This window comes from Aquibium microcysteis (assembly GCF_014495845.1).
In the GTDB taxonomy this organism is placed as follows: domain Bacteria; phylum Pseudomonadota; class Alphaproteobacteria; order Rhizobiales; family Rhizobiaceae; genus Aquibium; species Aquibium microcysteis.
This window is the reverse complement of sequence record NZ_CP061080.1, coordinates 2,000,522-2,018,066: the sequence shown is the minus strand read 5'-3', so window position 1 is coordinate 2,018,066 and position 17,545 is coordinate 2,000,522. Positions and strand designations below refer to the sequence as shown.

Here is a 17,545-nt window from a genome sequence, read left to right as displayed (position 1 = left end):
AACAGTGAACGTATGAAGCTCCGCGATTTCGCAGATATCGTCCCCAACGGTCCCGCCGCTTCAGGCGAAATCTCCGTCGAGGGTATCACGTCGGATTCCCGCGCCGTCCGGCCGGGTTACGTCTTCGCGGCGCTGAAGGGCACCAGGAGCGACGGGATGGCCTTTGCGGCCGATGCCGTCGCGCGCGGTGCGGTCGCGGTGATCGCCGCCGAAGACGCGGACACCTCGGGGCTCTCCGTTCCAGTCCTGCGCTCCGGAGACCCTCGGCGGGCGCTGGCGCTGGCGGCCGCGCGGTTCCACGGCCGCCAGCCCGAGACCATGGTGGCGGTGACGGGGACCAGCGGCAAGACCTCGGTCGCCGCCTTCGTGCGCCAGATCTGGGCGCATGCCGGCAAGGCGGCCGCGAGCATCGGAACGACGGGCGTCGTTGCGCCGGGCCGCAGCGAATACGGGTCGCTGACGACGCCGGATCCCGTGGAACTGCACCGGCTTCTGGCCGAACTCGCCGCCGCCGGCGTGACCCATGCCTCCATGGAGGCGTCGAGCCACGGGCTCGACCAGCGCCGGCTCGATGGCGTGCGGCTCGCCGCCGCCGGCTTCACCAATCTCGGCCGCGACCACATGGACTACCACCCGACGGTCGAGGACTACCACGCCGCCAAGATGCGGCTGTTCACCGAACTGCTGCCGAAAGGAGCGCCGGCGGTCATCTTCGCCGACGATGCCTGGTCGGACGCGACGATCGCAGCGGCCTCAGGCGCCGGCCTCGACGTGCGCACCGTCGGCCGCAAGGGGACCTTCCTGTCGCTCAAGCGGGTCGAGCACGAGCGGCGGCGGCAGCGGGCGGAGATCGAGGCGGGCGGGGCCATCCACGAGATCGTGCTGCCGCTGGCGGGCGACTTCCAGATCGCCAATGCGCTCGTGGCCGCCGGCCTCGCGATCGCGACGGGGATCGACGCGGCGACGGCGCTGAAGGCGCTGGAGCACCTCGAAGGCGCTCCGGGCAGACTCGATCTGGTCGGCTCCACCGCCGCCGGCGCGCCGGTCTATGTCGACTATGCGCACAAGCCGGAGGCGCTGGAGAACGTGCTCGCCGCGGTGCGGCCCTTCACGACCGGCCGCGTCGTGGTGGTGTTCGGCTGCGGCGGCGACCGCGACACGGGCAAGAGGCCGATCATGGGCGAGATCGCCACGCGCCTCGCCGACGTCGCCATCGTCACCGACGACAATCCCCGCTCGGAGGTTCCGGCCGAGATTCGAGCCCAGATTCTGGCAGCCGCACCCGGCGCGATCGAGATCGGCGATCGCCGCCAGGCGATCCGCGCGGCCGTCGGCATGCTGGCCGCCGGGGATACGCTGGTGATCGCGGGCAAGGGACACGAAGTGGGCCAGACGGTCGCCGGCCGGACGCATCATTTTTCCGACCACGAGGAAGCGCTGGCGGCACTGGCGGAGGTCGGACGATGAACGCTTTGTGGACCAGCGAGGCGATGATCGCCGCGATGGGCGGGCGGCCGTTCGGCACCATGCCGCAGGGCGTGACCGGCATCTCGATCGACACCCGCACGCTGAAGCCGGGCGACGCCTTCTTCGCGATCAAGGGCGAGAATTTCGATGGGCACGACTTCGCCACCGCCGCGATGGCTGCGGGTGCGAGCCTGATGGTGGTGGCCGACAGCAAGCTGGCTGCGCTCGGCCGCCTGACGATGCCGATGATCGTGGTGGAGGACGTGCTGGCGGCGCTGGGCATGCTCGGCGCGGCCGCCCGGGCGCGTTCGAAGGCGAAGGTCATCGCCGTGACGGGCTCGGCCGGCAAGACCTCCACCAAGGAGGCGCTGCGGCTGGCGCTGTCGGCTTCCGGCACCGTGCATGCGGCGGAGAAATCCTTCAACAACCACTGGGGCGTGCCGCTGACGCTCGCCCGCCTGCCGTCGGACGTCGATTACGCGGTCTTCGAGATCGGCATGAATCACGCCAACGAGATCCGGCCGCTGGTGAAACTCGTGCGGCCGCACGTCGCCATCGTGACGCTCATCGCGGCCGCCCATCTCGGCAACTTCCATTCGCTCGACGACATCGCCCGCGCCAAGGCGGAGATATTCGAGGGCATCGTGCCCGGCGGCCACGCGCTGATCAACCGCGACGACCACCGCTGGCGCATCCTCGACAAGCGTGCGCGCGAGGCGGGCGTCGAGCACATCGTCGGTTTCGGCGAGCATTCGCGGTCGCAGGTCAAGCTGCTCGCCTGCACGCTGGCGGCCGATCATTCGACCGTTTCCATCAAGGTCGCCGGCGAGCCCTTCGAGGTCCGCATCGGGGCGCCGGGGCGGCACATGGTCCAGAACGTGCTGGCGGTGCTGGGGGCCGTGCATCTGGTCGGCGCCGACGTCGGGATGGGCGCCGAGGCGCTCGGCTCGCTGCAGGCCGAGCGCGGGCGGGGCGCGCGGGCCGTGCTGATGCATCCCGACGGACCCTTCACCCTGATCGACGAGAGCTACAACGCCAATCCGGCCTCGATGAAGGCAGCGCTCGACCTGCTGGCGCGGTCGCAGACGACCGGCGGCGGCCGGCGCATCGCCGTCCTCGGCGACATGCGCGAACTCGGCGCCCATTCCAACAAGCTGCATGCGGCGCTGGCCGAACCGCTGCGCGAAGCCGCGCCCGACCTGGTCTTCCTCGGAGGCGCCGAGATGGCCGCGCTCGAGGCGGCCCTCGGCGACGGCCTGCCGGTGGAGTATCGCGAGACGGGCGCAGACCTCATTCCGCTCCTCGCCGCCACGCTGAGGGCCGGGGACGTCGTCATGATCAAGTCGTCGAACGGAACCGGCTTCTCGAAGATCGTCGACGCTCTGACCGCACGCTTTCCGGCGGCGGGTGCAACGGGTCCGGCGGGGACCGACCAATGAACCAGGGGAATCCCATTTCATGCTGACCTGGCTTGCGGGCGCGGCCGACGACATCTCGGTCTTCAACGTCTTCCGCTACATCACCTTCCGCACCGGCGGTGCGCTGATCACGTCGGCGCTCATCGTCTTCATGTTCGGGCCGGCGATCATCAATTCGCTGCGCATCCGGCAGGGCAAGGGCCAGCCGATCCGGGCCGACGGCCCGCAGACGCACTTCAAGAAGGCCGGCACGCCGACGATGGGCGGCCTGATGATCATGACCGGCATCGTCGGTTCGACGCTGCTCTGGGCGAACCTGTCCAGCGTCTACGTCTGGGTGGTGCTGATGGTGACGCTCGGCTTCGGCGCGATCGGCTTCTACGACGACTACAAGAAGGTGACCAAGCAGAGCCATCTCGGCATTTCGGGCAGGACGCGGCTGGGGCTCGAATTCCTGATCGCGGGGCTGGCCTCCTACATCATCATGCAGAACGGCCAGGCGCCGTTCTCGTCGTCGCTGACGTTCCCCTTCGTCAAGGACCTGCTCATCAACCTGTCGATCTTCTTCGTGCCCTTCGCCGCCTTCGTGATCGTCGGCGCGGGCAATGCCGTCAACCTGACGGACGGGCTCGACGGGCTGGCGATCGTGCCGGTCATGATCGCCGCCTCCTCCTTCGGCGTGATCGCCTACCTGTCGGGCAATGCGGTGTTCGCCGACTACCTGCAGATCCACTTCACCCCAGGCACGGGCGAACTCGCCGTCGTGCTCGGCGCGGTGATCGGGGCGGGGCTCGGCTTCCTCTGGTTCAACGCGCCGCCGGCGGCGATCTTCATGGGCGACACCGGCTCGCTCGCACTCGGCGGGCTGATCGGCGCGGTCGCCGTCGCCACCAAGCACGAGATCGTGCTCGCCATCATCGGCGGACTGTTCGTGATGGAGGCGCTGTCGGTGATCATCCAGGTGGCGGTGTTCAAGATGACGGGCAAGCGGGTGTTCCTGATGGCGCCGATCCACCATCATTTCGAGAAGATGGGCTGGACCGAGAGCCAGATCGTCATCCGCTTCTGGATCATCGCCGTCATCCTCGCCCTCATCGGCCTCTCCACGCTGAAACTCCGCTGACATGATCCCCGCCAGCACCTTCTCCGGCAAGCGCGTCGCCCTGTTCGGTCTCGGCGGGTCGGGCATCGCCACGGCGCATGCGCTGATCGCCGGCGGCGCCGACGTGATCGCCTTCGACGACAATCCCGAGAGCGTGGCGCGTGCCGCCGCGCAGGGCGTGCCGACGGGAAACCTGCGCAGCGCGGACTGGGCCTCGCTCGCCTCCTTCGTGCTGTCGCCCGGGGTGCCGCTGACCCATCCCAAGCCGCACTGGACGGTGGAGCTGGCGCGGGCGGCCGGCGTCGAGGTGATCGGCGACATCGAGCTCTTCGTGCGCGAGCGTGCCGCCACGGCTCCGGAGGCGCCGCTGGTCGCCATCACCGGCACCAACGGCAAGTCGACGACGACGGCGCTGACGGCGCACATCCTCGCTTCGGCCGGCCGCGACGCGCAGATGGGCGGCAACATCGGCCGCGCGGTCATGACGCTCGAACCGCCGGCGCCGCGGCGGGTCTACGTCGTCGAATGCTCCTCCTACCAGATCGACCTCGCGCCCTCGATCGATCCGACCGCAGGGGTGCTGCTCAACCTGACGCCGGACCATCTCGACCGGCACGGCACCATGCAGCACTATGCCGAGATCAAGGAACGGCTTGTGGCCGGCAGCGGCACGGCGATCGTCGGCATCGACGACAGCTGGTGCGCGCAGATCGCCGACCGGCTGGAGCGGACCGGCAAGCCGGTGCTGCGCATCTCCAAGCGGCTGGCGCTGACGGACGGCCTGTTCGCGGAGGGCGGCACGCTGAAGCTCGCCAGGGCCGGCCGGACGAAGACGCTCGCCTCGCTCGACGGCATCGGCTCGCTGCGCGGCCAGCACAATGCCCAGAACGCGCTGGCGGCGGTGGCGGCCTGCCTGACCGTGGGGCTGAGCGCGGCGGAAATCCAGGCGGGACTGTCGAGCTTTCCCGGCCTCGTCCACCGCATGGAACAGGTGGGGCGCGTCGGCAAGGTGCTCTTCGTCAACGATTCCAAGGCCACCAATGCCGAGGCGGCGGCGCCGGCGCTGTCGAGCTTCGAACGCATCTACTGGATCGCCGGCGGCCTGCCGAAGGAGGGCGGCATCGAGCCGCTCCGGAACCTCTTCCCGCGGATCGCGCGGGCCTACCTGATCGGCGAGGCCGCCCCCGCTTTCGCGGCGACGCTGGGCGAGGACGCGCCCTACCAGATCTCGGGGACGCTGGAGGCGGCGGTGCGGCAGGCCGCGGCCGATGCCGCCCGCGATCCGGCAGCCGAGCCGGTCGTGCTGCTCTCGCCGGCCTGCGCGAGCTTCGACCAGTTCAAGAATTTCGAGGTGCGCGGCGAGGCCTTCCGGGCCGCCGTGAACGCGCTCGAGGGAATCCGACCGATCGGAGGGACGATCTGATGGCAAGCCGTGTCGACAGGGGACCGGTCGCGACGTGGTGGTGGACGGTCGACCGCTGGTACCTGGCCGCCTTCCTGAGCCTGATGGTGCTCGGCGTGGTGCTGTCCTTCGCCGCCAGCCCCGCCGTGGCCGAACGCATCGGTCTCGACAGCTTCCACTTCGTGGAGCGACAGATCCTGTTCATGATTCCCGCCCTCGCGGCCATGATCGGCGTATCGTTCCTGTCGGCGCGCAACGTGCGGCGGCTTGCGCTGCTGATCCTGGCCGGATCGCTGCTGCTGATGCTGGCCGCCCTTTTCATCGGCGTGGAGGTCAAGGGTGCGCGGCGCTGGGTGGCGCTGGCCGGCGTGTCGGTGCAGCCGTCGGAGTTCATGAAGCCCGCCTTCGTCATCATCTGCGCGTGGCTCTTCGCCGAGCACCGGCGCCAGCCCGAGATCCCGGGCAACCTGTTCGCCATGATCCTGCTGGTGCTGGTGCTGGCGCTTCTGGTAGCCCAGCCCGACCTCGGCCAGACCATGCTGGTGGCGGGCACCTGGTGCGTGATGTTCTTCATGGCCGGCATGCCGTGGCTCTGGATCCTGCTGCTCGGCGCGCTCGGAATCGCAGGCGCGCTCGCCGCCTATACGGTGTTCCCGCATGTCGCCGGCCGCATCGACCGCTTCCTCACCGGCGAGGGCGACACGTTCCAGGTCGACACCGGCCGCGAGGCGATCATCCGCGGCGGCTGGTGGGGGCAGGGTCCGGGCGAGGGCACCGTCAAGCGGATCCTGCCGGACAGCCATACCGACTTCATCTTCTCGGTCGCGGCCGAGGAGTTCGGGATCGTGCTCTGCTTCGTGGTGGTCGCGCTGTTCGCCTTCATCGTGCTCAAGGGCCTGCGCTTCGCGCTCCGGGAGGAGGACGACTTCACGCGCTATGCCGTCTCCGGCCTCGTCATCCTGATGGGCTTCCAGTCGGTCATCAACATGAGCGTGAACCTGCAGCTGATGCCGGCCAAGGGCATGACGCTGCCGTTCATCTCCTATGGCGGCTCGTCGCTGGTGGCCATGGCGATCTCGATGGGCATGGTGCTGGCGCTGACGACGCGGCGCCCCGAACGTCGCAGGACGTCGGACCTGATGTTCCCGCCGCGCATCCTGCCGGCTGAGTGATCGGAAGGCATTGCGATGGAGAGCGGCGGCACGACGAAGGGCATCATCCTGCTCGCGGCCGGGGGAACGGGCGGGCACGTGTTTCCGGCGGAGGCGCTGGCGCACGAACTGACCGCTCGCGGCTTCAGCATCCACCTCGTCACCGACGGGCGGGCGGAGCGCTATGCCGGAAGGTTTCCAGCCGATGCGATCCACACGGTGCCGTCGGCCACGATCGGCTCGCGCAACCCGGTCGCGCTCCTGCGCGCGGGATTGAGGATCTGGTCCGGCGTGCAGGCGTCGACGAAGCTGATCAACCGGCTGAAGCCTAAGGCGGTCGTGGGCTTCGGAGGCTATCCGACGCTGCCGCCGCTCTTCGCCGCGACGCGGCGCGGACTGCCGACGCTGATCCACGAGCAGAACGCGGTGATGGGCCGCGCCAACAAGGCGCTGGCGCGGCGGGTCACCGCGATCGCCGGCGGCTTCCTGCCGGAGGGCGGCAAGACGGTGGCGACCGGCAATCCGGTGCGCCCGGCCGTGATCGAGGCGGCGCGCACGCCCTATTTCGCGTCGATCCCCGACGCCCGCTTCAACCTGCTCGTCTTCGGCGGCAGCCAGGGTGCGCAATTCTTTTCGCAGGCGGTTCCGCCGGCGATCGCGGCGCTGCCCGAGAATGCCCGCAAGCGGCTGCAGATCACGCAGCAGGCGCGGCCGGAAGACGAGGATGCGGTGCGTAGCGCCTATGCCGGGCTCGGCGTCCAGGCCGAGATCGCGCCGTTCTTTTCCGACATGGCCGAGCGGATGGCAGCGGCGCATCTCGTCGTTTCGCGTGCCGGCGCCTCCACCGTTTCGGAAATCGCGGTGATCGGACGGCCGTCGCTGCTGGTGCCCTATCCGTATGCGCTCGACCACGACCAGGCGGCGAATGCCGCCGCACTCGCCTCGGCCGGGGGAGCAGAGGTCCATGCCCAGTCCACGCTCACGACGGACCGGCTGTCCGCGCTCATCCTGAAGGCCATGACCGAGCCCGATCGGCTGGTCGCCATGGCCGCAGCCGCGCAGAAGACGGGAAAACCCGACGCCGCGCGCGTGCTCGCCGATCTCGTGGAAGCACTTGCCTCGGGCAAGACCGCGGCAGCATCGTCGCGCCGACAAGAAGACATCAGGAGACTGCCATGAAGATGCCGGAGACGATCGGCCTCGTCCATTTCATCGGGATCGGCGGCATCGGGATGAGCGGTATCGCCGAGGCGCTGCACAGCCTCGGATACCGTGTCCAGGGTTCCGACCAGTCCGACGGCGCCAACGTGCAGCGGCTGCGCGACAAGGGCATCGCCGTCTTCGTGGGCCATGCTGCCGAGAATCTCGGCGAGGCGGAGGTGGTCGTGGTCTCGACCGCCATCCGCAAGACCAACCCCGAACTGCTCGCCGCCCGCGAGCGGCTGCTGCCGGTCGTCCGGCGGGCGGAGATGCTGGCCGAACTGATGCGCTTCCGCCAGGCGGTGGCGATCGGCGGAACCCACGGCAAGACCACGACCACCTCGATGGTAGCCGCGCTGCTCGACGCGGGCGGGCTCGATCCGACCGTCATCAACGGCGGCATCATCAACGCCTACGGCACCAATGCGCGAATGGGCGCGGGCGACTGGATGGTGGTGGAGGCCGACGAGAGCGACGGCACCTTCCTGAAGCTTCCCGCCGAGATCGCGGTCGTCACCAACATCGACCCGGAGCATCTCGATCACTACGGCAGCTTCGACAAGGTGCGCGAGGCCTTCCGCCAGTTCGTCGAGAACGTGCCGTTCTACGGCTTCGGCGTGATGTGCATCGATCATCCCGAGGTGCAGGCGCTGGTCTCCCGCATCGAGGACCGCCGCGTCGTCACCTATGGCGGCAATCCGCAGGCGGCGGTGCGCTTCCGCAACATCGAGACCGATGCCAGCGGCTGCCGGTTCGACGTGACGATCCGCGACCGCAAGACCGGCGCAGTGGCCGAGATCGAGGGCCTGAAGCTGCCGATGCCGGGGCACCACAACGTCTCCAACGCCACCGCCGCCATCGCCGTCGCCCATGAGCTGGGTATCTCGCCGGAGGCGATCCGCAAGGGGCTGCTCGCGTTCAGCGGCGTCAAGCGACGCTTCACGCCGACGGGCGAATGGAACGGCGTGCGCGTCTTCGACGACTACGGACACCATCCGGTGGAGATCAAGGCGGTGCTGCGGGCCGCCCGCGAATCGGCGCCCGGCCGCGTCATCGCGATCGCCCAGCCGCACAGGTATACGCGGCTGCGCGACCTGTTCGACGACTTCTCGTCGTGCTTCAACGAGGCAGACACGGTGATGGTCGCGCCGGTCTATGCCGCCGGCGAGGAGCCGATCGAAGGCGTCACGTCGGAAGCGCTGGTCTCGCGGATCCGCGCGGGCGGCCACCGCGACGCGCGCTTCATCGCCGGGCCGGAGGCGATCGCGCCGGCCGTTCGGGACATGGCGAAGGCGGGCGACTTCGTCGTGTTCCTCGGTGCCGGCAACATCACGCAGTGGGCCTATCAGCTGCCCGGGAACCTCGAGGCGGGGACATGAGGGGCGGGGCTTCGCTTCTCGATCGGCTGGGCGACCGGCTGTCGGGCCTGCGCGGCCGGCTGACACCGGACGCGGCGATGGACAAGATCACCTGGTTCCGCGCCGGCGGCACGGCGGACGTGCTGTTCCAGCCCGCCGACGAGGAGGATCTCGCCGGCTTCCTGCAGGCGGTGCCGGACGACGTGCCGCTGACGATCGTCGGCATCGGCTCGAACCTGCTCGTGCGCGAGGACGGCATCCGCGGCTTCGTGGTGCGGCTCTCGGCCAGGGGCTTCGGCGAGGCGGAAGCGATCTCGCCGACGCGGATCCGGGTCGGTGCATCGACGCCCGACAAGCGCGTGGCGCAGGTGGCGCTCGACACCGGGATCGGCGGCTTCCATTTCTATCACGGCATTCCCGGGTCGATCGGCGGCGCGCTGCGGATGAATGCCGGCGCCAACGGAGTCGAGACGCGCGAGCGCGTCGTGGAGGTGCGGGCGCTCGACCGTGCCGGCAAACTGCACGTGCTCGACAATGCGGCGATGGGCTATTCCTATCGGCATTCGGCGGCACCGAAGGACCTGATCTTCACCTCGGCGGTCTTCGAGGGCTTCCCGGCCGACCGCGACGAGATCCGCAAGGCGATGGACGAGGTGCAGCATCACCGCGAGACGGTGCAGCCGATCCGCGAGAAGACGGGCGGCTCGACGTTCAAGAACCCGCCCGGCACGTCGGCCTGGAAGGAGATCGACAAGGCCGGCTGCCGCGGCCTGATGATCGGCGGGGCGCAGATCTCGCCGATGCACTGCAACTTCATGATCAACACCGGCAATGCCACCGGCTACGATCTCGAATATCTCGGCGAGACGGTGCGGGCGCGGGTGCTGGAAACCTCGGGCATCCGGCTGGAATGGGAGATCAAGCGCATCGGTTCGTTCCGGACGGGACACGAGGTGCAGCCCTATCTGGGGCAGCTGCTTTAGTTCCATATTGAGCACCGTCGGGAAGACCGAGCAAACGGCGTATCTTTTTTCCTTCAGCCACCAGACCTGCCTGACCCATCCGGCCCGTGACGTCGCCTTCGTCGACGAGGCGCTCCCGGACCGGATGCCGTCGCGGCTCCGCCTCCGGCCGAAGCGGGCCTTCGCCGTGGCTGACGGTATCGCGACCTTCGCCGGCTCGGCCATCGCCACGAAGCGGCCGGAGCGACGTCTCGCCGACAGTCTCGCGGCGCCGACGGCCTGGCACGTGGGAAGGCCGACCTCGATCGATGTCGAGGGCAGGGCCTGCGGGCCAGGGACGAAGGTGTGGCCGTTGGCGCCGCCGTCGAGCGTCGCGAGCGGGATCGGGCCGTTTGAAGCGTCTTCACCGCCGCGAGGATGGCCTCGCGTTTCGAAGCCGTGCCGGTCGCCCTTCCTTCCGAGACGGTCTCACGCTAATTTCTTACCAGAACTGGATCGATCGAAAATGGCCAGGCCCATGTCCGATACAGCAACGCTCTCGGCAAAGTACCAGATCTCGATCCCAAAGGCCTTGCGCACCGAGCAGCAATGGAGCGCTGGTCAGGAATTCGTCTTCATTCCCAAGGGAAAGGGCGTCCTCCTGATGCCAGTTCCGAGCCTTGACGATCTGAAAGGACAGGCAGAAGACGCGGACCCCTCGGACTACCGAGACCGCAAGGACCGCTATTGATGCTGGTTGTCGACTCTTCGGCCTGGATCGAGTGGCTCATCGACGGGCCGTTGACCGCAGAGCTTGCTCTGAAAATGCCGCGGACGTCGATCGTATCGGCGGCGAGGTCGTGCCTGATCTCGAGTTCGACGCGGTCGACCTCGGACCCGACGCGCCGATCGAGGAAGGGCTCGGACCGGCCTTCGAGGCGGCAGTCTTCGATCGTGTCGATGGTCGCCGGCTCGGCCATCGCCAGCAGCACCTGACCGCGACCACCGCACCGCGGCAACGGCCTTTGCGGGTTGCAGGAGGGGTGGGGCGACAACCTCTCGCATCGACGGCACGTTCAGGGGTTGCCACGTTATCCATCCTCTGATTCCTATGGTGCCACAGCGTTTCCGGGTTTGATTCGTGCACGCGTCGATCGCGTAGCTCTGGGGCTTACGTATCCCCGGAGAGGAACGATTCATCCCGCGATACGCTCCTGTGCGGCCCGCGAGAGAGGGGAATTCGGGGCTATGTCGAAGAAGCATGTCGCCGTTCTGATGGGAGGATTCTCGTCCGAACGGCCCGTGTCGCTCTCCTCCGGGAATGCCTGCGCGGATGCGCTCGAAGCCGAAGGTTACCCCGTCACGCGCGTGGACGTCGGGCGCGACGTCGTGGAGGTTCTCTCGCGGCTGCGTCCCGACGTCGCGTTCAATGCCCTGCACGGCCCTTTCGGCGAGGACGGCACGATCCAGGGCGTGCTGGAATATCTGGAGATTCCCTACACCCATTCCGGCGTGCTGGCCTCCGCGCTCGCCATGGACAAGGAGCGGGCCAAGAAGGTCGCGCGCGCGGCGGGCATCCCGGTCGCCGAATCGCGGGTGATGAACCGGTTCGAGATCGGCCACGAGCATCCGATGAAGCCGCCCTACGTGGTCAAGCCGGTGCGGGAGGGGTCGAGCTTCGGCGTGGTGATCGTGAAGGAGGGGCAGGCCCATCCGCCGCAGGTCATCGGGTCCGCGGACTGGAAGTACGGCGACGTCGTGATGGCCGAGCGCTTCGTGCACGGCCGCGAGCTGACCTGCGCGGTGATGGGCGACGTGGCGCTCGGCGTGACCGAGATCGTGCCGCTCGGCCACGCCTTCTACGACTACGACGCAAAGTATGCGGCGGGCGGCTCAAAACACGAATGCCCGGCAAAAATTTCACCGAATATTTACCAAAAAATACAGACACTGTCCCTTAAGGCGCATCAAGCCATGGGCTGTCGCGGCGTGAGTCGATCCGATTTCCGATATGACGACCGCTTCTCCGAAAACGGGGAGGTGATCTGGCTGGAAATCAACACGCAGCCCGGGATGACGCCGACATCGCTGGTGCCCGAGATCGCCGCACATGCCGGCCATCGATTTGGTGAACTCTTGAGTTGGATGGTGGAGGACGCTTCGTGTTTGCGCTGAGAACCGGACGGGATCTGCAGGCACCGCTCGCGCGGTCGTCCGGTGCGGCGTCCGCACGGTCCGGCGCGGGCGTGCTGCCGCGCTTCCTGCGGCGGCCGGCGCGCCTGCTCGGCCGGCTGACCTCGGGAGAGGTCGAGGCGCCGCGCTTCGCCGGCCTGATCCTCTCCGGCGGCCTCTTCGCGGCGACGGCCCTCTACGGCATGGCGCTGGGCGGACATTATCCGCAGGTGGTGCAGACTTTCACGGCCCACAGCGGTTTCGCCGTCGACGACGTGCGTGTTTCGGGGAATCGGGAGGTGTCCGACATCGACGTCCTGCAGGTGCTGTCGCTCGACGGCTGGACGTCGCTGATCGGTCTCGGTGCCGACGAAGTGCGCGAGCGCGTCGTGGCGCTGCCCTGGGTCGAGAGCGCGACCGTCCGCAAGATCTATCCGACCACCCTGGAAATCGCGCTCGTGGAGAAGCAGCCGTTCGCGATCTGGCAGCACGGCGGCGAGTTGTCGGTGGTCGAGCGTTCCGGGGCGCCGATCGTTCCCTATACCAGCGAGCGCTTCGCGTCGCTGCCGCTGGTGGTGGGCGAGGGCGCGGCGCGGCAGGCGGGCGCCATCGTCGCGCTCGTGGCCGATCATCCGTCGCTCGCCAGCCGTGTGCGGGGCTACGTTCGCATCGCCGACCGTCGCTGGGACCTGCGTCTCGACAACGGCGTCGTGCTGAAGCTGCCGGAGACCGGCGAGGCGCGGGCGCTCGACTGGCTGATGTCCGTCGAGGAGAGCGATTCGCTGCTGTCGCGCGACATCGCGGCGGTGGACCTGAGGCTTTCGGACCGGCTCGTCGTCCAGCTGACGCCGGAAGGGCTGAAGCAGCGGGAAGCCGACGTCAAGGCGATGCAGAAGGCCGAGAAGGCAGCGGGGCGGCGCACATGAGCTGGCTTGGCGGAAACGGTCAGACGACGTCGCGGCGCTCCGGCATCGTGACGGTCCTCGACATCGGGTCGAGCAAGATCTGCTGCATCATCGGCAAGCTGAAGCCGATCGAGGCTGGCGAATCGCTGCGCGGCCGCACCCACCAGGTGCGCGTCATCGGCATCGGTCACCAGAAGTCGCAGGGCGTGAAGTCCGGCATGATCGTCGATCTCGACCGGGCCGAACAGGCGATCCGGCTGGCGGTCGACGCTGCGGAGCGGATGGCCGGGCTGACGGTCGATTCGCTGATCGTCAACCTGTCGGCCGGCCGGATGAAGAGCCAGATCTCGACGGCGACCATCAATCTCGGCGGCCATGAGGTGGACGCCTCCGACATCACCAAGGTGCTGGCGGCGGGCGCCAAGCAGGCCCTGCAGGTCGAGCGAGAGCTCGTGCATTCGCTGGCGACCGGTTTCTCGCTCGACGGCGAGAAGGGGATCCGCGACCCGCGCGGCATGCTGGGCGAGACGCTCGGTGTCGACATGCACGTGCTGACGGGCGACGCCGCGCCGATCCGCAACATGGAGCTCTGCATCAACCGGTCGCATCTGTCGGTGGAGCGCATGGTGGCGACGCCCTATGCGAGCGGGCTTGCCGCGCTCGTCGACGACGAGGCCGAACTCGGCGCCGCCTGCATCGATCTGGGCGGCGGAACCACGACCATCTCCGTCTTCTCCGAGGGCAAGTTCGTCCATGCCGATTCGCTGCCGGTGGGCGGCATCCACGTCACGCTCGATCTCGCGCGCGGGTTGTCGTCGAGCGTCGAGACGGCCGAGCGCTTCAAGGTAATGCACGGGTCGGCACTTCCGACGGGCGCCGACGACCGCGACGTCGTCAACGTCCCGCCGGTGGGTGCCGAAGACGGAGACATGCCGCTGCAGGTCCCGCGCGCGGTCATGACGCGCATCATCCGCGCCCGCGTCGAGGAGACGCTGGAACTGGTGCGGGACCGGCTGGCGCAGTCCGGCTTCGGGCCGACCGTGGGCAAGCGCGTCGTGCTGACGGGCGGCGCCAGCCAGCTGTCGGGCCTGCCGGATGCGGCGCGCCGGATCCTCGGCCGAAACGTGCGCGTCGGGCGTCCGCTCGGCGTCGCCGGGCTGCCCGAGGCGGCCAAGGGGCCGGCCTTCTCTTCGGCGGTGGGTCTGATGATCTATCCGCAGGTCGCTTCCTTCGAGAGCGGCCGCGTGACGGGTTTCCTGCGTATGCGCTCCACCGGCACGGGGGGACGGCTGGGGCGCGTGGGACAGTGGTTGAAAGACAGTTTCTAGAATCGAGGGGCTTGCCCCGGGCGGCCGCGGCGGCGTTGCGGCAAGACAAGGCGAAAAGGACGAGGACATGACGATCAATCTTCAGAAGCCGGACATCACCGAGCTCAAGCCGCGCATCACGGTCTTCGGCGTCGGCGGCGGCGGCGGCAATGCCGTCAACAACATGATCAACGCAGGGCTGCGCGGCGTCGAGTTCGTCGTCGCCAACACGGATGCGCAGGCGCTGACGATGTCGCGGGCGGAGCGGCTGATCCAGCTCGGCGCTCATGTGACGGAAGGTCTCGGTGCCGGCTCGCAGCCCGAGGTCGGACGCGCGGCGGCCGAGGAATGCATCGACGAGATCGTCGACCATCTGGCCGGCACGCACATGTGCTTCGTCACTGCGGGCATGGGCGGCGGCACCGGCACCGGCGCGGCGCCCGTCGTGGCGCGCGCGGCGCGCGAGAAGGGCATCCTCACGGTCGGCGTCGTCACCAAGCCCTTCCACTTCGAGGGTCAGCGCCGGATGAAGACGGCCGACATCGGCATCGAGGAACTGCAGAAGAACGTCGACACGCTGATCGTCATCCCGAACCAGAACCTGTTCCGCATCGCCAACGACAAGACCACCTTCGCCGACGCCTTCTCGATGGCCGACCAGGTGCTCTATTCGGGCGTCGCCTGCATCACCGACCTGATGGTCAAGGAAGGCCTCATCAACCTCGACTTCGCCGACGTGCGCTCGGTGATGCGCGAGATGGGCAAGGCGATGATGGGCACCGGCGAGGCCTCGGGCGAGGGCCGCGCGATGGCAGCCGCCGAGGCCGCGATCGCCAACCCGCTTCTCGACGAATCGTCGATGAAGGGCGCGCGGGGGCTGCTGATCTCGATCACCGGCGGCCGCGACCTGACCCTGTTCGAGGTCGACGAGGCGGCGACCCGCATCCGCGAGGAGGTCGACCAGGACGCCAACATCATCCTGGGCGCGACCTTCGACGAGGAACTGGAGGGCGTGATCCGCGTGTCGGTGGTCGCCACCGGCATCGACAAGAAGGCGCACGAGATCTCGGCCGCGCCGATCGAGATCCGCCAGGCACCGAAGCCGCAGCCGCGCCCGGTGCAGCAGGCCGAGATCCGGCCGGTTCCCGTGGCCGTTGCGCCCGCGCCGGCACCGGTGCAGCACTACGAGGCTCCGGCTGCCCCGCAGGCGATGGACAACGACCCGGTCGCGGAGGCGATTCGCGAGGCCGAGCGCACCAGCCTGCGCCCGGCGGCCCCGGCCGACGACTTCGTGCCGCAGAACCGGCTCTTCCGCGCCCCGGCTCCCGAGCCGCAGCCGCAGCCGCGGCCTCTGATGCAGCCGGCCGCCCAGGCGCCGGTGCAGCGTCCCGATCCGGTCATCCAGCAGCCGCGCATGCCGCGCGTCGAGGATTTTCCGCCGCTGGTGAAGGCCGAGATGGATGCGCAGCAGAACGCCCGTGCCGCCGCCGCCGCAGCAGCAGCTGCCGAGCCGGTGGAGGATCGCGGACCGATGAGCGGGCTTCTCAAGCGCCTGACCGCGGGCCTGTCGTCGCGCCGGGACGAGGACGCCGTCCGTGCCAAGCCGGCAGCGCCGCGCGAGCCGCAGTTCGTTCAGCCGCAGGCCGAATCGCGCCGCCTGTCGGGCCCGGACGCCCAGCTCTACGCGCCGCGCCGGGGCCAGCTCGACGATCATGGGCGGCTCGTTCCGGCCCAGCGTGCCGTCAACGAGGACGATCAGCTGGAGATTCCGGCTTTCCTGCGGCGCCAGGCCAACTGACGAGCGCGGGCGCTCGCCGGAATTGCGTTGTCGCGTGCGCGGAACGGCCGGAACACGGCCGTTCCGCTTCTGCATAAAGGCGCGTGAAATCATCGGCTTGCAGCTGGACGTTAGAGCGAGACAGGCGTAACAGAAGGTAAGAAACCGTGATTTGGCGACTCCCGACGGCATCTTTATCTTCGCGGCCAATCGAGAGCTTCCGGCGTGTGGGTTTGGGGATACCGGCAGCTCGTAACCTTGCGAGACAAGAACCGCAGCCGATCGGCACAAGCGGTCCTGAACGGGGCGGGATCATGGGGATAGAGTTGCACGACTATCAGACGACCCTCAACTCGCGTGCCACCCTTTCGGGCGTCGGCGTCCATAGCGGCAAGCCCGTCACCCTTCATCTCAATCCCGCCGATGCCGATACCGGCGTCATCTTCAACTGCAGCGTCGACGGCGAGGAGTATCGCGAGATCAGGGGTCTCGTGTCGGAGATCGGCGGAACCGATCTCTGCACCGTGCTGGGCGACACCGACGGCGTCCACGTAGCGACGGTCGAGCATCTGATGGCCGCCCTGTTCGCGCTGGGCGTGGACAACGTCAGCATCGACATCGACGGTTCGGAGGTTCCGATCCTCGACGGGTCGAGCGAGCTGTTCGTCGAGGCGATCGAGCAGGCCGGTCTGCGCCAGCTCGGCTCCAAACGCCGCTACATCCGCGTCATCAAGCCGATCCGCATCGAGAAGGGCGGTTCCTGGGCCGAGTTCCTGCCCTATACCGGCACGCGTTTCGAAGTGGAGATCGATTTCGAATCATCCTCCATCGGCCGCCAGCTCTATGCCGGCGACATCACGGCGGAAGCCTTCAAGCGCGACATCGCACGGGCTCGCACCTTCGGCTTCATGAAGGATGTCGAACGGCTGTGGGCGGCGGGGTATGCGCTCGGTTCGTCGCTCGAGAATTCCGTCGTGATCGGCGACGACGATCGGGTGATCAACCTCGAGGGCCTGCGCTACGAGGACGAGTTCGTCCGCCACAAGACGCTGGATGCGATGGGCGATCTCGCGCTGGCCGGCGCCCGTTTCATCGGCTGCTTCCGCTCCTATCGCGGCGGCCACAAGCTGAACGCCACGGCGCTCCGCCGCCTTCTCTCCGACCGCAGCGCCTTCGAGATCGTCGAGACGACCCGCCGCGAGCGCGGCCGCGCCGCCGAACTCATCGCCGTCAACGCTCCCGTCTTCGCGCCCTGGGCGCTCTGATCGCCGGAAGGCGCTCTGATCGCCTGAAGGCGCTCTGATCGCCTGTAGGCGCTCTGATCGCCGCCCGGCCGGACGTGCCG

15 protein-coding genes are annotated in these 17,545 nt (G+C 68.5%); all 15 read left to right on the top strand.

The window, feature by feature from the left end:
* Positions 1–12: 12 nt before the first annotated feature.
* The 15 genes from IAI54_RS09270 (at position 13) to lpxC (ending at position 17,465) form a co-directional block, all read left to right on the top strand.
* Positions 13–1,467, top strand: coding sequence for a UDP-N-acetylmuramoyl-L-alanyl-D-glutamate--2,6-diaminopimelate ligase (locus tag IAI54_RS09270; RefSeq protein ID WP_187972069.1), 1,455 nt, complete (start codon positions 13–15; stop codon positions 1,465–1,467).
* Complete coding sequence (locus IAI54_RS09265) at positions 1,464–2,906, top strand: UDP-N-acetylmuramoylalanyl-D-glutamyl-2,6-diaminopimelate--D-alanyl-D-alanine ligase (protein ID WP_187972068.1); 1,443 nt, start codon at positions 1,464–1,466, stop codon at positions 2,904–2,906. The genes IAI54_RS09270 and IAI54_RS09265 overlap by 4 nt, the downstream gene beginning before the upstream one ends.
* A 19-nt stretch (positions 2,907–2,925) precedes the next feature.
* On the top strand, positions 2,926–4,008 hold the full coding sequence (gene mraY, locus IAI54_RS09260; protein ID WP_187972067.1) for a phospho-N-acetylmuramoyl-pentapeptide-transferase: 1,083 nt from the start codon (positions 2,926–2,928) through the stop codon (positions 4,006–4,008).
* Between the two features lies 1 nt (position 4,009).
* Positions 4,010–5,410, top strand: a complete 1,401-nt coding sequence (gene murD, locus IAI54_RS09255) for a UDP-N-acetylmuramoyl-L-alanine--D-glutamate ligase (protein WP_187972066.1) — start codon at positions 4,010–4,012, stop codon at positions 5,408–5,410.
* Positions 5,410–6,561, top strand: coding sequence for a putative lipid II flippase FtsW (gene ftsW / locus IAI54_RS09250; protein ID WP_187972065.1), 1,152 nt, complete (start codon positions 5,410–5,412; stop codon positions 6,559–6,561). Before murD ends, ftsW begins: the two co-directional genes overlap by 1 nt.
* A gap of 15 nt (positions 6,562–6,576) precedes the next feature.
* The gene (gene murG / locus IAI54_RS09245) at positions 6,577–7,719 is read left to right on the top strand and encodes an undecaprenyldiphospho-muramoylpentapeptide beta-N-acetylglucosaminyltransferase (RefSeq protein WP_187972064.1); all 1,143 of its coding nucleotides are present in this window, start codon (positions 6,577–6,579) and stop codon (positions 7,717–7,719) included.
* The gene (gene murC / locus IAI54_RS09240) at positions 7,716–9,119 is read left to right on the top strand and encodes a UDP-N-acetylmuramate--L-alanine ligase (RefSeq protein WP_187972063.1); all 1,404 of its coding nucleotides are present in this window, start codon (positions 7,716–7,718) and stop codon (positions 9,117–9,119) included. Before murG ends, murC begins: the two co-directional genes overlap by 4 nt.
* Complete coding sequence (murB, locus tag IAI54_RS09235; protein WP_187972062.1) at positions 9,116–10,081, top strand: UDP-N-acetylmuramate dehydrogenase; 966 nt, start codon at positions 9,116–9,118, stop codon at positions 10,079–10,081. The genes murC and murB overlap by 4 nt, the downstream gene beginning before the upstream one ends.
* Before the next feature lie 496 nt (positions 10,082–10,577).
* Positions 10,578–10,790 carry an AbrB/MazE/SpoVT family DNA-binding domain-containing protein gene (locus tag IAI54_RS29125; protein ID WP_187973085.1) on the top strand — a complete coding sequence of 71 codons (213 nt, stop codon included), beginning with the start codon at positions 10,578–10,580 and terminating at the stop codon, positions 10,788–10,790.
* A gap of 109 nt (positions 10,791–10,899) precedes the next feature.
* A complete protein-coding gene (locus IAI54_RS09225) occupies positions 10,900–11,145 on the top strand; it encodes a hypothetical protein (RefSeq protein WP_187972061.1) in 246 nt (81 codons plus the stop codon).
* A gap of 142 nt (positions 11,146–11,287) precedes the next feature.
* Positions 11,288–12,214: a D-alanine--D-alanine ligase gene (locus tag IAI54_RS09220; protein WP_187972060.1), complete on the top strand. Its 927-nt coding sequence runs from the start codon at positions 11,288–11,290 to the stop codon at positions 12,212–12,214.
* On the top strand, positions 12,202–13,137 hold the full coding sequence (locus tag IAI54_RS09215) for a cell division protein FtsQ/DivIB (protein ID WP_187972059.1): 936 nt from the start codon (positions 12,202–12,204) through the stop codon (positions 13,135–13,137). The genes IAI54_RS09220 and IAI54_RS09215 overlap by 13 nt, the downstream gene beginning before the upstream one ends.
* Positions 13,134–14,444 carry a cell division protein FtsA gene (ftsA, locus tag IAI54_RS09210; protein ID WP_187972058.1) on the top strand — a complete coding sequence of 437 codons (1,311 nt, stop codon included), beginning with the start codon at positions 13,134–13,136 and terminating at the stop codon, positions 14,442–14,444. Before IAI54_RS09215 ends, ftsA begins: the two co-directional genes overlap by 4 nt.
* A gap of 67 nt (positions 14,445–14,511) precedes the next feature.
* On the top strand, positions 14,512–16,221 hold the full coding sequence (gene ftsZ, locus IAI54_RS09205) for a cell division protein FtsZ (protein ID WP_187972057.1): 1,710 nt from the start codon (positions 14,512–14,514) through the stop codon (positions 16,219–16,221).
* A gap of 293 nt (positions 16,222–16,514) precedes the next feature.
* Positions 16,515–17,465 carry a UDP-3-O-acyl-N-acetylglucosamine deacetylase gene (lpxC, locus tag IAI54_RS09200; protein ID WP_187972056.1) on the top strand — a complete coding sequence of 317 codons (951 nt, stop codon included), beginning with the start codon at positions 16,515–16,517 and terminating at the stop codon, positions 17,463–17,465.
* The last annotated feature ends 80 nt before the right edge of the window (positions 17,466–17,545 follow it).

Excerpts from the sequence above, each read along its gene's own strand:
- IAI54_RS09270 (WP_187972069.1), top strand. The coding sequence starts at position 13 with ATGAAGCTCCGCGATTTCGCAGATATCGTCCCCAACGGTCCCGCCGCT.
- IAI54_RS09265 (WP_187972068.1), top strand. The coding sequence starts at position 1,464 with ATGAACGCTTTGTGGACCAGCGAGGCGATGATCGCCGCGATGGGCGGG.
- mraY (WP_187972067.1), top strand. The coding sequence starts at position 2,926 with ATGCTGACCTGGCTTGCGGGCGCGGCCGACGACATCTCGGTCTTCAAC.
- murD (WP_187972066.1), top strand. The coding sequence starts at position 4,010 with ATGATCCCCGCCAGCACCTTCTCCGGCAAGCGCGTCGCCCTGTTCGGT.
- ftsW (WP_187972065.1), top strand. The coding sequence starts at position 5,410 with ATGGCAAGCCGTGTCGACAGGGGACCGGTCGCGACGTGGTGGTGGACG.
- murG (WP_187972064.1), top strand. The coding sequence starts at position 6,577 with ATGGAGAGCGGCGGCACGACGAAGGGCATCATCCTGCTCGCGGCCGGG.
- murC (WP_187972063.1), top strand. The coding sequence starts at position 7,716 with ATGAAGATGCCGGAGACGATCGGCCTCGTCCATTTCATCGGGATCGGC.
- murB (WP_187972062.1), top strand. The coding sequence starts at position 9,116 with ATGAGGGGCGGGGCTTCGCTTCTCGATCGGCTGGGCGACCGGCTGTCG.
- IAI54_RS29125 (WP_187973085.1), top strand. The coding sequence starts at position 10,578 with ATGTCCGATACAGCAACGCTCTCGGCAAAGTACCAGATCTCGATCCCA.
- IAI54_RS09220 (WP_187972060.1), top strand. The coding sequence starts at position 11,288 with ATGTCGAAGAAGCATGTCGCCGTTCTGATGGGAGGATTCTCGTCCGAA.
- ftsA (WP_187972058.1), top strand. The coding sequence starts at position 13,134 with ATGAGCTGGCTTGGCGGAAACGGTCAGACGACGTCGCGGCGCTCCGGC.
- ftsZ (WP_187972057.1), top strand. The coding sequence starts at position 14,512 with ATGACGATCAATCTTCAGAAGCCGGACATCACCGAGCTCAAGCCGCGC.
- lpxC (WP_187972056.1), top strand. The coding sequence starts at position 16,515 with ATGGGGATAGAGTTGCACGACTATCAGACGACCCTCAACTCGCGTGCC.